11 protein-coding genes are annotated in these 12,752 nt (G+C 71.8%); 9 read left to right on the forward strand and 2 right to left on the reverse strand.

The annotated features are described in order from the left end of the window. Positions 1 to 57 precede the first annotated feature (57 nt). A complete protein-coding gene (locus tag LNW73_RS27840; protein WP_374117191.1) occupies positions 58 to 1,548 on the forward strand; it encodes an RsmB/NOP family class I SAM-dependent RNA methyltransferase in 1,491 nt (496 codons plus the stop codon). Between the two features lie 16 nt (positions 1,549 to 1,564). On the opposite strand, the gene LNW73_RS27845 is transcribed toward LNW73_RS27840, so the two are convergent. After that, entirely contained in the window at positions 1,565 to 3,709 is a 2,145-nt protein-coding gene (locus LNW73_RS27845; protein ID WP_250991758.1) for an MMPL family transporter, read from the reverse strand. A 175-nt stretch (positions 3,710 to 3,884) separates the two neighbouring features. Between LNW73_RS27845 and rpe the strand changes: the two genes are divergently transcribed. Both rpe and LNW73_RS27855 read left to right on the forward strand, forming a co-directional pair. Then, positions 3,885 to 4,550: a ribulose-phosphate 3-epimerase gene (rpe, locus tag LNW73_RS27850; protein WP_250974956.1), complete on the forward strand. Its 666-nt coding sequence runs from the start codon at positions 3,885 to 3,887 to the stop codon at positions 4,548 to 4,550. Between the two features lie 110 nt (positions 4,551 to 4,660). Next, positions 4,661 to 5,647 (forward strand): sugar-binding transcriptional regulator, encoded by a 987-nt coding sequence (locus tag LNW73_RS27855; RefSeq protein ID WP_250980073.1) that lies wholly within the window; start codon positions 4,661 to 4,663, stop codon positions 5,645 to 5,647. Positions 5,648 to 5,806: 159 nt separating this feature from the next. Here the strand turns inward: LNW73_RS27855 and LNW73_RS27860 are convergent, their stop codons facing one another. Further along, positions 5,807 to 6,919, reverse strand: a complete 1,113-nt coding sequence (locus LNW73_RS27860; protein WP_250991759.1) for a glycosyl hydrolase family 18 protein — start codon at positions 6,917 to 6,919, stop codon at positions 5,807 to 5,809. Positions 6,920 to 7,107: 188 nt separating this feature from the next. Here LNW73_RS27860 and LNW73_RS27865 point away from each other — a divergent pair, with 188 nt between their 5' ends. The 6 genes from LNW73_RS27865 (at position 7,108) to LNW73_RS27890 (ending at position 12,609) form a co-directional block, all read left to right on the forward strand. Next, positions 7,108 to 7,866 (forward strand): GntR family transcriptional regulator, encoded by a 759-nt coding sequence (locus LNW73_RS27865; RefSeq protein WP_250991760.1) that lies wholly within the window; start codon positions 7,108 to 7,110, stop codon positions 7,864 to 7,866. Positions 7,867 to 7,916: 50 nt separating this feature from the next. Continuing rightward, positions 7,917 to 8,408, forward strand: coding sequence for a ribonuclease domain-containing protein (locus LNW73_RS27870; protein ID WP_250991761.1), 492 nt, complete (start codon positions 7,917 to 7,919; stop codon positions 8,406 to 8,408). Continuing rightward, positions 8,405 to 8,719 (forward strand): barstar family protein, encoded by a 315-nt coding sequence (locus tag LNW73_RS27875; RefSeq protein WP_250974952.1) that lies wholly within the window; start codon positions 8,405 to 8,407, stop codon positions 8,717 to 8,719. The genes LNW73_RS27870 and LNW73_RS27875 overlap by 4 nt, the downstream gene beginning before the upstream one ends. Positions 8,720 to 8,873: 154 nt before the next feature. Further along, entirely contained in the window at positions 8,874 to 10,313 is a 1,440-nt protein-coding gene (locus LNW73_RS27880) for a GuaB1 family IMP dehydrogenase-related protein (RefSeq protein ID WP_250991762.1), read from the forward strand. 339 nt (positions 10,314 to 10,652) lie between these two features. Then, positions 10,653 to 12,143, forward strand: coding sequence for an amino acid permease (locus LNW73_RS27885; protein WP_250991763.1), 1,491 nt, complete (start codon positions 10,653 to 10,655; stop codon positions 12,141 to 12,143). A 10-nt stretch (positions 12,144 to 12,153) separates the two neighbouring features. Then, positions 12,154 to 12,609, forward strand: a complete 456-nt coding sequence (locus LNW73_RS27890) for an Lrp/AsnC family transcriptional regulator (RefSeq protein ID WP_250974949.1) — start codon at positions 12,154 to 12,156, stop codon at positions 12,607 to 12,609. The last annotated feature ends 143 nt before the right edge of the window (positions 12,610 to 12,752 follow it).

The raw sequence follows: 12,752 nt of genomic DNA on the forward strand, positions 1-12,752 counted from the left end.
GCATCCCGCCGCCCGGGCGCAGCAGTTTTTTCCGACCGAGTCCGGAGCACATTGATCGTGAACGACCAGCCGCGCAGCCGACCGCAGGGCACCTCGCAGGGGAAGTCCCAGGGCAAGCCGAAGGGCAAGCCCTACCGCAGGCCCCAGCGGGATCCGGTCCGGATCCTCGCCTTCGAGGCGCTGCGGGCGGTCGACGAGCGCGACGCGTACGCCAACCTCGTGCTGCCCTCGCTGCTGCGCAACGCCGAGGCGGAAGCGGTCAAGAAGGGCGGCGAGTTCGACCGCCGGGACGCCGCCCTCGCCACCGAGCTGGTCTACGGCACGCTGCGCCGCCAGGGCACCTACGACGCCGTGATCGCCGCCTGTGTTGACCGGCCGCTGCGCGAGGTCGACCCGCCGGTGCTGGACGTGCTCGCGCTCGGCGCGCACCAGCTGCTCGGTACCCGCATCCCGCCGCACGCCGCCGTCTCGGCCACCGTCGAGCTGGCCCGCTGCGTGCTCGGCGACGGCCGGGCCCGGTTCGTCAACGCGGTGCTCCGCAAGATCGCCGCGCAGGACATCGACGCCTGGGTCGCCCAGGTCGCCCCGCCGTACGACGACGACCCCGAGGCGCACCTCGCCGTGGTCCACTCGCATCCGCGCTGGATCGTCTCCGCGCTGTGGGACGCGCTCGGCGGCGGCCGGGCCGGTATCGAGGACCTGCTGGAGGCCGACAACGAGCGGCCCGAGGTGACGCTGGTGGCCCGCCCCGGCCGTTCCACGGCCGAGGAGGTGGCCGCCTCGCTCCCGGAAGAGGTGACCGAGCCCGGCCGCTGGTCCCCGTACGCGGTCCGGCTCGCCGAGGGCGGCGACCCGGGCGCCGTGGACGCCGTCCGTGAGGGCCGGGCCGGGGTGCAGGACGAGGGCAGCCAGCTGGTCGCCGCCGCGGTGGCGGCGGCCCCGCTGGACGGCCGGGACGAGCGCTGGCTGGACGGCTGCGCCGGCCCCGGCGGCAAGGCCGCGCTGCTCGCCGCACTCGCGGCGCAGCGCGGGGCGCTGCTCGTCGCGTCCGAGAAGCAGCCGCACCGGGCCCGGCTGGTGGAGCGCACACTGGCCGGGAACCCCGGCCCGTACCAGGTGATCGTCGCCGACGGCACCCGTCCCGCATGGGCCGAGGGCTCCTTCGACCGGGTGCTCGTCGACGTGCCCTGCACCGGACTGGGCGCGCTCCGCCGCCGCCCGGAGGCGCGCTGGCGCCGCAAGGCCGAGGACGTCGCGGGCTTCGCGACGCTCCAGCGCGGACTGCTCACCGAGGCGCTGCGCGCCGTCCGGGTCGGCGGCGTCGTCGGCTACGCCACCTGCTCGCCGCACCCGGCGGAGACCCGCGCCGTCGTCGACGACGTGCTGCGCGGTCGCGGGGCGGACGAGCCGCTGACCGCCGAGTGGATCGACGCCCGCCCGCTGATGCCCGGTGTCCCCGCCATCGGCGACGGCCCGGACGTCCAGCTCTGGCCGCATCTGCACGGCACCGACGCCATGTACCTGGCCCTGCTGCGCCGCACCTCCTGAGCCCGCGGGACAGGCGTCAGGAGCGCTGCGCCAGGTCGTCCCGCTGCTGGGCGGCGGCCTGCGGCGGGGCTCCGGGGGAGTCCAGCCTGCTGGGCCACCAGACGTGGTGGCCCAGGTCGAGGGTGATCGCGGAGACCAGGATCGACCGGACGACGAACGTGTCGAGCAGGACGCCGAAGGCGACCGCGAACCCGATCTCGGCGAAGCCGACGAGCGGCAGGGTGCCCAGGGCGGCGAACGTACCGGCCAGCACCAGGCCCGCGGAAGTGATCACGCCGCCGGTCGCGGCGAGGCCGGTGAGCGTTCCGGTACGGGTGCCGGAGTGGGCCGTCTCCTCGCGGATCCTGGTCATCAGGAAGATGTTGTAGTCGATGCCCAGCGCCACCAGGAACACGAAGACGAACAGCGGGAACGAGGTGTCCTCGCCCTCGAACCCGAACAGGTGGTGGAAGGCGAACGTGCTCACCCCGAGCGCCGCCGCGAAGGACAGCACCACGGTCGCGATGAGGATCAGCGGGGCGACCAGCGCCCGCAGCAGCAGCCCGAGGATCAGCAGCACGACGGCGAGGATCATCGGGATCAGGAGCAGGTTGTCGTGCGAGGTCGCACGGTTGGCGTCCTGGATCACCGCCGTGCCGCCGCCGACCTCGGCGTCCGCGCCCGGCACCGCGTGCAGCGTGTCACGGGCCCGGTCGACGGTCTGTTTGGCCTGCGTACTGTCGGCCGCCGACGCCAGCGTGGCCTCCAGATAGACCCGGCCGTTCTTCTCCGCGGGGACGCCCGGTGGAGTGATGACGGAGCCGGGCGCGACGCCCTGGACCGAGCCGAGGGCGGTCCGCACCTGGTCAGCGGCCCCGGCGTTCGCGATGACGACGAGCGGCTGTCCGGCGCCGGCCGGGAAGTAGCGGCCCGCGACCTGCTGGCCCACCACGGAGTCGGGGGTGCCGGTGAAGCCCTGGGCGGTCGTCAGGCCGTCCGCCTTCAGCCCGATCAGTCCGAGCGAGAGCACGCCGAGAACCACCGCGGTGGTCACCCAGACCGTCCGCGGCCCCTTGGCGATCCGCCCGCCCACCCGCGCCCACAGCCCGCTGCGGGTCGGCTCCTCGGAGCCCCTGTGCGGCACGGCGGGCCAGAACACCCAGCGGCCGACGATGACGAGCAGCGCGGGGAAGAGGGTGGTCATCGCGAGCAGGGCGATGGCGACACCGATGGCCGCGACCGGTCCGAGACCCGAGGTCGAGTTCATCTCGGCGGCCATCAGGCACAGCATGCTGACCGCGACCGTCGAGGCACTGGCCAGCACCGCGGGCCCGGCCCGGTGCAGGGCGAGGGCCATCGCCTCGTGCCGGTCCTCGTGGCGGCGCAGCTCCTCGCGGTACCGGGCGACGAGCAACAGCGCGTAGTCCGTGCCGGCGCCGAAGACGAGGACGGTGAGGATGCCCGCGCTCTGCGCGTTGACCACCAGACCGGCGTGCTTGGCCAGCAGATAGATCACCGCCTGGGCGGTGAAGAGCGCGCCGACGACGGAGATGATCGGCAGGAAGAGCAGGCTGACGCTGCGGTAGGTGAGCAGCAGGATCACCACGACCACCGCGAGCGCGGCGAACAGCAGGGTGCCGTCGAGCCCCTTGAACGCCTCGGCGGAGTCGGAGGCGTAGCCGCCGGGGCCGGTGATGTGCACTTCAAGACCGGCGGTGTTGGCGTCGGCGGTGGTGCGGATGTCCTTCACCGCGTCGGCCAGACCGTTCCAGCCGCCCGCGTCCACGCTGATCGGGACGACGATCTGGGCCGCGCGCGGATCGCCGCTCTTCTCCAGCACCGGGCCCACGGCGCGGGCGCCGAGGATGCCGTGCTGCGTCATGGCCTTGATGGACGCCGCGTCCTGGGTGATCTTGGCGCGGTCGGTCTCGGTGAGGCCGCCCGGCCGGGCGTAGACGACGACGGCGGGAGCGGTGTCGGGGAGGAAGTCCTTCTGGAGATTGAGGACTTGGGTGGACTCGGCGCTGCCGGGAAGCCAGGTCGAGGAGTCGTTCTTCTGCTCGTCCGTCAGCTTCTGCGCCAGCGGCGAGACCACCACCAGCAGCACCAGCCACAGAACGAGCACGACCCACTTGCTGCGCCGGCCGCACACCAGGTGCGCCCACCGTCCGGTTCCGCCCACGACGAGTCCCCCGCTTTGCGTACGCTCCGTCGGCCCTCCCGAAGTCCTGAGGGGAGAGCGGTTCGTGATCCAGCATGGCACCGGTGTTCGAGATCGTTCCGGCATTTTACGGAACGGGCGCGTTCCTTGTGCGGGCGGTGCTCTGGGACTCTCCGGCATCTGGTTTGCTGGACATATGAGCGTGCAGATCAACCCCAGTATTCTTTCCGCCGATTTCGCCCGGCTCGCCGACGAGGCGAAGGCCGTGGAAGGCGCCGACTGGCTCCATGTCGACGTCATGGACAACCACTTCGTGCCCAACCTGACGCTCGGTGTGCCGATCGTGGAGTCGCTGAGCAGGGCGTCGGACATCCCGCTCGACTGCCATCTGATGATCCAGGACCCGGACCGCTGGGCCCCGGCCTATGTCGAGGCGGGCGCCGGTTCCGTCACCTTCCACGTCGAGGCGGCGGCCGCGCCGGTGCGGCTGGCCCGGGAGATCCGGGCGAAGGGCGCGCGGGCGTCGATGGCACTCAAGCCCGCCACCCCGATCGAGCCGTACGAGGACCTGCTGCCCGAGCTCGACATGCTGCTGATCATGACGGTGGAGCCCGGCTTCGGCGGTCAGGCGTTCCTCGACATCATGCTGCCCAAGATCCGCCGGACCCGCGCCCTCATCGACAAGCACGGCCTGGAGCTGTGGCTGCAGATCGACGGCGGGGTGTCGGAGCGGACCATCGAACGGTGTGCCGAGGCGGGCGCGGACGTCTTCGTCGCGGGTTCGGCGGTCTACGGTGCGGACGACCCGGCGGCGGCGGTGCGGGGGCTGCGTGAGCTGGCCTCGGCGGCCTGTACCCACTGACGGTCCGGCTACGCGTCCGTAACACCGCGCCATCTGCGAGGATGAGCGCGGAGCCGATCAGATGGGCAACTGGGGAGAGCAACGTGACCACAGGCCGCACACAGGTGCGCATGGGCCCCGGCGAGATGGTCCAGGCCGCAGCGATGGCGCGCCGTTTCTACCTCGAGGGCAAGTCCAAGATCCAGATCGCCGAGGAGTTCGGCGTGAGCCGCTTCAAGGTGGCCCGGGTGCTGGAGACCGCCCTCGAACGTGACCTGGTACGGATCGAGATCCGGGTCCCGGCCGAGCTGGACGCCGAGCGCTCCGACGCGCTGCGCGCCCGCTACGGCCTGCGGCACGCGGTCGTCGTCGAGACACCGCCGGAGCAGTCGGACGCGCCCGACCCGGAGAACCTGGGCAAGGTCGCCGCAGACCTGCTGGGCGAACTGGTCACCGAGGGCGATGTGCTCGGCCTGGCCTGGGGCCGCTCCATCATCACGATGGCCAACGCCCTGGACCGGCTGCCGCCGTGCACCGTCGTCCAGCTCACCGGTGTGTACGACGTGGGCACCGCCGAGCGCGGCTCCGTCGAGGCGGTGCGGACCGCCGCCGCGGTCTCCGGCGGCGAGGCGCACCCGCTGTACGCGCCGATGGTGCTGCCGGACCCGGCGACGGCCGCCACGCTGCGCGCGCAGAGCGGAATCGCCGCCGCGATGGGGTACTTCGACAAGGTCACGGTCGCGGTGGTCTCGATCGGCTCCTGGGCGGCCGGCATCTCCACCGTCCATGACGCGCTGACCGACGCCGAGCGCGCGCACTACGCGGGGCTCGGCGTCGCCGCCGAGATGTCCTCGCACCTGTTCGACGCCGCGGGGCGCCGGGTCGGCCGGGACCTGGGCGAACGCTGCATCACCATCGAGGCGGACCGGCTCCGCCGGATCCCCGAGGTGCTGGCCATCGCGGGCGGGCTGCGCAAGGCCGCCGCGATCGACGCGGTGCTGCGCTCCGGGCTGGTCACCAGCCTGGTGACGGACACCGCGGCGGCCGACCACCTGCTGTACTCGACCGGCGCCGCCCCGCGCCCCGCCCTGGACCGCGCGGACCCCGACGGACCGTAGTCCGCCGGGGTCGCACGTGCCCGTGTCCGGCTGGGAATACCTCCCAGGTGTAACTGTGCGGCACCTCCCAGCGGTAGCTGTGCGGCACCTCCCAGCGGTAGCTGTGCGGCACCTCCCAGCGGTAGCTGTGGGGGCACCTCCCAGCGGTAGCTGGGGGACTCAGCGGGTGAACCAGGGGTTCCCGCCGAGCGACCACACCGAGACCTTGGTGACGCCGAGGCCGGTGAGGACCTGCAGTTTGCGGTCCATCGACGTCTGGTCGACGTAGTCGTAGAGCTTCCCGCCCGAGGTCCAGCGGATCTCGCCGGACCCGCTGTCCCGGCGCTGCTCGACGGTGGGCGCGTTGCCCGACCAGCCGGGTTTGCCGCGCATCACGCTGAACGGGATGTTGCCCTCGATGGCCGAGGTGTCGCACGACGCGGGGGCGCTGTAGCCGTACGAGGGCAGCCCGATGACCAGCTTGTCCCGGTCGGGCACCTTGCTCCGCGCGTACTGGACGACCTGCTTCAGCCAGGCGTACGGGGTGATGGGCTTGCACTTTCCGCCGGCGTCGGAGTCGTACTCGTCGTCGTACGCCATGATCGCGAGCTCGTCGACGCCCGTCGCGACCACCGCCGCGTAGTCGTAGTAGGGCGCGTCCTCGGTCATGGCCGGGGCGTCCACCTGCAGACGCTTGCCGGAGGCGTGCAGCGATGTGGCGAGCTGGGTGAGGAAGGTGCGGTAGTTGGCGAAGTCGCCGGTGGACCAGGACCAGTAGTCCTCCATGTCGACATCGATACCGGTCAGTCCGGCGTTGACGGTCATCGCCGTGAGCTGCTGGACTGCCTGGCCGCGCCGGGCCGAACTGCCCACCAGGGCGCGGACGGTGGGGGTGTCCATGCCCGAGACGGTCGGGTACTGGTACGTCGAATGCGCCTTGAGATCGGCGACGTTGGCCGCGCTGTAGGCGTTGCACAGGCCCTGGGCGGTGGTCTCCAGGAGCAGGGTGCCGTTGGGCTGGACCGCCCAGTACTCGGGCTTGAGCGCTCCGCTCTTGAGCCGGTTGTCGGCGTACTCGGCCTGGCCGGAGCACTGCGGCTCACCGGCGGAGCCGGGGTAGAGCCAGCCCTGCAGCTGGACACCGGACGGGACGGCGGGCGCGGCGGCGCGGGCGGCGTGGACCGGGGCGGGTGTGCGGCCCGCGGGAGAACCCATGGCCGATCCCGCGGTGAAGGCCGCGACCGTACAGGCGGCGGCCGCGGCGGCGGCGGTGAGAAGTCGGCGATTGCGCATGGTGCTGGCCTCCGGTGACGGTGGTCGGAATCCTGACCAGTGGGGGGATGGCGCTGGGGTGATGGTGGACCAGGAACCGTCAATTGGTCAATAAGTGGTCAGTTTATTTACGCCAACCTGTCTGCTGACCTAAGCTGACGGCACAAGATTGGCCACTGTGTGCTCACTGCGCGGGAGCGGCGTACCCGATGACTGCCGGACTGAGAAAACGCGATCTGATCCGCGAGCACCTGATCTCGCTGATCGGGGCCCGCGCGGTGGGGCAGGCCATCCCGGCCGAACGGCAGCTGTGCGTCGAACTCGAGACGTCCCGGCCGACGTTGCGCGCCGTGGTGGACGAACTGGTCAAGGACGGCTGGCTGGTGCGCGAGCACGGGCGCGGGGTGTTCGTCGGCACGCCGAAGATCTCCCAGCGGATCGTGACCGCGCCGGCCGCCGATCAGTCCGGCTACCCGGCGGCCCCGGGGGCGTGGACCAGCCGCGTTCTCGACCACTCGGTGATCCCGGCCGGCATGAGCATCGGGAGCCGGCTGCGCGTCGAGGCGGGCACCCCCGTGCTGCGGGTGGCCCGGCAGCGGCTGGTCGACGACGAGCCGATGGCGCTGGAGACCATCCACGTCCTCAGCGAACTGGTGCCCGGCGCCAGCGCGGACGACGTCGAGAGCGGCTCCTTCTACTCCCTGCTGCGCGACCGCTACGGCATCGAGCCCTCCGCGGCCGAGCAGATCCACGAGGCGCTGTCCGCCGACACCGTGCAGGCGTCGCTGCTCGGCATCAGCGCCGGAGCGGCGGTGCTGTCCTCGGAGCGCGTCACCCGCGACCAGCACGGCCGGCTCTTCGAGTACACGCACGCCATCTACCGCGGCGACCGCTACCGGCTGGTCTCCCAGCTGGCCCTCGGCGGTCCGCCGGACGCCGCGAGTCCCCAGGTCACGCCCACCGTCTGACCGCGCGCGCCACCGTGCTCCGGCCGGGGCCGTGTGGCAGCATCGGCCGCATGCTGCTGCGGTCCGCCACGCGCGCGGCCGCCGCCGCGCTCCTGATGTGCCTCGTCGTGCTCCTCACCGGCTGTTCCTCGCCCACCGGGAGCCACACCGGGGCGGGCACCGGGATGCCCACCGGGACGACGGGTACGGGGACCGCGACGCGCTCCCCGACGTCCGCCGGCAGCGGCTACGGCCCCACCGCCACCGTTCCCGGCTGGGCCGCCGGCCGGGCGACGGTCGCGGCCGGCCGGCTGCCCGCCGAGGCGCGGAACACCCTGGCGCTGATCGACCGGGGCGGCCCGTACCCGTACCCGAAGGACGGGGCCGTGTTCAGCAACTTCGAGAAGGAGCTGCCCCGCGAGAAGTCCGGCTACTACCACGAGTACACCGTCACGACCCCGGGCTCACGCGACCGCGGCGCCCGCCGGATCATCACCGGCGAGGGCGGCGAGTTCTACTACACCGACGACCACTACCAGACCTTCAAGGCGGTGCTGCGGTGACGGCCACCGTGCTCGACCTCGCCGGTGTCACCACCCGGCACGAGTTCATGGACCGCTGCGTCCGGTCGCTGTCCCTGCCGGAGTACTTCGGCCGCAATTGGGACGCCCTGGCGGACTGCCTGACCGACCTGTCCTGGTGCCCGGCCGCCACCCGGCGCCGGCTGCGGGTCACGGGCTGGCAGGAGTACGCCGCCGCCTCGCCCCGCGAATGGCGCATCGTCACTCAGATCCTCCGGGACGCCTCCGACTTCTGGCAGCACACCGACACCCCCCTCCACGTGATCGTGGAGGAAGCCACAAACGAGGCCTGAGCCCCCTGGTGGAAGGCACAGAACGGGGGGCGCCGGTTCGCCAGAACTTGGTCGCATCGGCGATGATGGCGTAGGAGCCGCAGCCTGGACGGCGCTGGTTCGGTGCTGACTCCCCACCCGCCCCAGACGTATAACCGCAGGTGAGGCAGCCAGTATGAAATTCCTCAATGATGTGAAGCCCCCTTACGACCTGACGTACGACGATGTCTTCATGGTGCCCAGCCGCTCCGCGGTCGGGTCCCGGCAGGCGGTGGACCTCGCGTCCCCCGACGGCACCGGCACCACCATCCCGCTGGTCGTCGCGAACATGACGGCCATCGCGGGCCGCCGGATGGCCGAGACGGTCGCCCGCCGCGGCGGTCTCGTCGTGATCCCCCAGGACATCCCGATCGATGTGGTCGCGGACGTCGTGGCGTACGTCAAGAGCTGCCACCTGGTGCTCGACACCCCGATCACGCTGGCTCCCCACCAGACCGTCGCCGACGCGCTGTCGCTGCTGCCCAAGCGGGCGCACGGCGCGGGCGTCGTCGTCGAGGACGGCCGTCCGGTCGGCGTCGTCACCGACCACGACCTCACCGGCGTGGACCGCTTCACCCAGCTGTCCGAGGTGATGACGCGCGACCTGCTGCTCGTGGACGCCGGCATCGACCCGCGCGAGGCCTTCAACCGCCTCGACGCCGCCAACCGCAAGCTGGCCCCGGCCGTGGACGCGGACGGCCGGCTGGTCGGCATCCTGACCCGCAAGGCCGCGCTGCGCGCCACCCTGTACACGCCCGCCACCGACGCGAACGGCAGGCTGCGCATCGCCGCCGCCGTCGGCATCAACGGCGATGTCGCGGTCAAGGCCAAGCAGCTGCTCGACGCGGGCGTCGACACGCTCGTCGTCGACACCGCGCACGGCCACCAGGAGTCGATGCTCACCGCGGTCAGGGCCGTACGCGCCCTCGACCCGCAGGTGCCGATCGTGGCGGGCAACATCGTCGCCGCCGAGGGGGTGCGCGACCTCATCGAGGCCGGCGCGGACATCATCAAGGTCGGGGTGGGCCCCGGCGCGATGTGCACCACCCGCATGATGACCGGCGTGGGCCGCCCGCAGTTCTCCGCGGTCCTGGAATGCGCCGCCGAGGCGAAGAAGTACGGCAAGCACGTCTGGGCCGACGGTGGCGTCCGGCACCCGCGCGATGTCGCCATGGCGCTGGCCGCGGGCGCGTCCAACGTGATGGTCGGCTCCTGGTTCGCCGGCACCTACGAGTCCCCGGGCGACCTCCAGCAGAGCGCCGACGGGCGGCTGTACAAGGAGAGCTTCGGCATGGCCTCGGCCCGCGCGGTGCGCAACCGCACGAGCGAGGAGTCCGCGTACGACCGGGCCCGCAAGGCGCTCTTCGAGGAGGGCATCTCCACCTCGCGGATGTTCCTCGACCCGACGCGTCCGGGCGTCGAGGACCTGATCGACTCGATCATCGCGGGGGTGCGCAGCTCGTGCACCTACGCGGGCGCGGGCTCGCTCGCCGAGTTCGAGGACAAGGCCATCGTCGGCATCCAGAGCGCCGCCGGCTACGCCGAAGGCAAGGCCCTGCACGCCAGCTGGAGCTGATGACGCAGCACGCCGAGCGCCGGACCGGCTGGGACTCCAGCCGGTCCGGCGCTCTCGCGTTCACACCCACACAAAGCGGACAACGCAACGACCTGTCGCACCGGGGGCAATGATTCGGCGCACTCCGGCGGTTTCGCGCAACGATCATCCGCAGATGCGCAATAGACCCGCATTACCGCCACTCGTCATACCTCGTAAGGTCATGCCCTGTACGTGGAGCGGTGGCGACCCCAAGCTCGGCGGTTCCCACCGGTAGTGCGCCGGGACGCGCACTCCCGTACGGTGCCGCCGCGACCTCGCCGCCGCCGTCCGAGCCGGCACGACCAAGGAGCCTCCGCAGTGGCACGAACTGGCGCAGCGCCGTCCACCCCCGACCGGACCGGGGCGCATCCCGCCCCCGGCGGCCCCACCCCCGGCGGCGGCTTCGGCGGCAGGCTGATGCGGCGCAAGCCCGTCGACCGGCTCGTCGCCGAGGGCGGCCACGGTGACGGCGGGGAGCTGAAGCGCTCCCTCGGCATGTGGCAGCTGACGATGATCAGCATCGGTGCGACCCTCGGCACCGGCATCTTCGTGGTGCTGGGCGAGGCCGTCCCCAAGGCCGGCCCCGCGGTCGTGATCTCCTTCGTCATCGCCGGGTTCACCGCGCTCTTCTCGGCGCTCTCCTACGCCGAACTGGCGGGCAGCATCCCGGTCTCCGGGTCCTCGTACTCCTACACCTACGCCACGATGGGCGAGTTCATCGCCTGGCTCTGCGGCTGGTGCCTGATCCTGGAGTACGGGGTGTCGGTCGCCGCGGTCGCGGTCGGCTGGGGCCAGTACCTCAACGAACTGCTGGACGGCACGATCGGCGTCACCATCCCCGACGCGCTCGCCAACCCGCCGGGCGCGGGCGGCGTCGTGAACATCCCCGCGCTGCTGGTCGTGCTGCTCTCCATGGCGTTCCTGCTGCGCGGCGCCCGGGAGAGCGCCCGCGTCAACACCGTCATGGTCGTCGTGAAGATCGCCTCGCTGGTGCTGTTCTGCGCGGTCGCCTTCACCGGCATCCGGGCCGGCAACTTCCACCCGCTGATGCCGCTGGGCATGGCGGGTGTCAGCGCCGCCGGCGCCACGCTGTTCTTCTCGTACATCGGCTTCGACGCCGCCTCCACCGCCGGTGAGGAGGCCAAGAACCCCAAGCGCGACATGCCGCGCGCGATCATCCTGTCGCTGCTCATCGTCACGGTGCTGTACTGCCTGGTGGCGCTGGTCGCCGTCGGCGCCATGCCGTGGCAGCAGTTCAGCGACGCCGACGCCGCCCTCGCGCAGATCCTCCGCCAGGTCACCGGCCAGAGCTTCTGGGCGGTGCTGCTCGCCGCGGGAGCCGTCATCGCGATCGCCAGCGTGGTGCTGACGGTGCTCTACGGACAGACCCGCATCCTGTTCTCGATGTCCCGCGACGGCCTGGTGCCCAAGATCTTCTCGAAGGTCGACCCGAAGACCGGCACCCCGCGCGCCAACACCGTGATCGTCTCGCTCTTCTGCGGCATCCTGGCGGCCCTGGTGCCGCTCGGCGAGCTCGCCAACGCCACCAGCATCGGCACGCTCTTCGCCTTCGCCCTGGTCAACGTCGCGGTGATCATTCTGCGCCGCACCCGGCCGGACCTGCCGCGCACCTTCCGCGTCGCGTTCTCCCCGGTCACCCCCGCCATCGGCTTCCTGCTCTGCCTGTGGATGATGACCAGCCTCGGCGCCCAGACCTGGAAGTGGTTCGGAATCTGGATGGCCGGCGGACTCGTGCTGTACTTCACGTACGGCATGCGCCGGTCCCAGCTCGCCCGAGAAGAAGTGTGAACCACCCGCTGTGCGCCTGAATGATCTCGACGAACGCATCGTCCATGCCCTTGCCGAGGACGCCCGCCGCTCCTACGCCGACATCGGCACCCAGGTCGGGCTCTCCGCCCCCGCCGTGAAACGCCGGGTGGACCGGCTGCTGGCCTCCGGCGCCATCACCGGCTTCACCGTACGGGTGGACCCGGCGGCGCTCGGCTGGGAGACCGAGGCGTTCGTCGAGATCTACTGCCGGCGCAACACCGGCCCCGGCGACATCCTGCGCGGTCTCGCCCGCTACTCCGAGGTCGCGACCGTCTCGACCGTCACCGGCGAGGCGGACGCCCTCGTCCAGGTCTTCGCCTCCGACGTGCGGCACTTCGAGCGGGTGCTGGAACGGATCGCCGGGGAGCCGTTCGTCGAGCGGACCAAGTCCGTCCTGGTGCTGTCGCCGCTGCTGCGGCGCTACACCTCGGGCTCGCCGACCTAGGCCGTGTCGTCCCGGGCTGTGGCCTGGAACACCTGCGCAACGGATCGCCGCCGGCCGGCTCCGAGACGCAACGGATCGCTGGTAGGTGCGCAAGATTCAGATCTTGTTGCGCGGGTGGCCGGAAACGTACCGTCTAGGAGACC

The organism is Streptomyces sp. RKAG337, from assembly GCF_023701715.1.
Classification (GTDB): Bacteria; Actinomycetota; Actinomycetes; order Streptomycetales; family Streptomycetaceae; genus Actinacidiphila.